The organism is Proteus sp. fly-1067, from assembly GCF_040139345.1.
GTDB classification, from domain to species: Bacteria; Pseudomonadota; Gammaproteobacteria; order Enterobacterales; family Enterobacteriaceae; genus Proteus; species Proteus vulgaris_B.
Genome location: NZ_JBEEUL010000061.1, coordinates 1 through 865, shown reverse-complemented (window position 1 = coordinate 865; position 865 = coordinate 1). Strand labels below are relative to the sequence as shown.

1 protein-coding gene is annotated in these 865 nt (G+C 37.7%); it reads left to right on the top strand.

The features are described from left to right. Positions 1 to 132: 132 nt before the first annotated feature. The coding region (locus ABN217_RS19075) for a hypothetical protein (protein ID WP_349459827.1) at positions 133 to 865 on the top strand (733 nt) is incomplete at its 3' end.

Here is an 865-nt window from a genome sequence, read left to right as displayed (position 1 = left end):
GTTCTTTTACTTCAACTGAGCGATCGTAAATATCCTTGATAACTAGAGGCCTCAGTTGAAGTAAAAGAACTAAAAACAGCGGCAAACGAAAAAATCAGCATTCTTTTGGATTTGTCTAGAATATTGCTGTTTGTGGATAAGGACGAAGCTAGGGAAGTATTTAAAATAGCAGTTGATATCGCTAGTGACGTTGATGTCGATGCTATGCATGACGTGGCTCTTTTTTCAGCGTTATCCAAAAATATTAAAAACCACTTTTCGCTCACAGATTCACAGCAAATAGCAAGTCAAATGGCAGCGATAATAACAGAGTACGGTACTCTTCTTGATGGCTATGAGCATTTTCCTTGGAGTGATGCAATTTCTGCTGTTGCTATATTGGATATGCCTAAAGCAATCAGCCTTATTGGTTATTGGGAAGATTGTGATTTAATTCAAGCCAACGAAACGCTTCCTGCGTTGATGTCTACTGGAATTGCAGAAGGAACTCTAAGCTCTGCGCAGGCTGCATCTTTGCTCAATTTCTGTGATGATTTGGATGAGGAAATTGTGGCTAAACTAGCTTCAGTTACAAGCGTTCAAAATGCTAGTAACTTAGTAGAGGAAATTGCAAAAGCTGAGTTATTGAGATTCAACAGAAGTGGTAGCTCCAAAATATGTCAGGAATTAAATAGGTTAGTTCCATATTCCGATAATAGTGAATACTGGCATTCAGCACTTAATCAATTAGTTGAATTTAAATCACATACCCAAAAAAGTACTGAGTCCAAAACTAGCAATGACGAACTTGATTCAACAACTAGGGCGCTAAAAAAACGCGAGTTCCTTGAAGGTATAAAATTAGCAGAGATTTCCTTTAAATCAC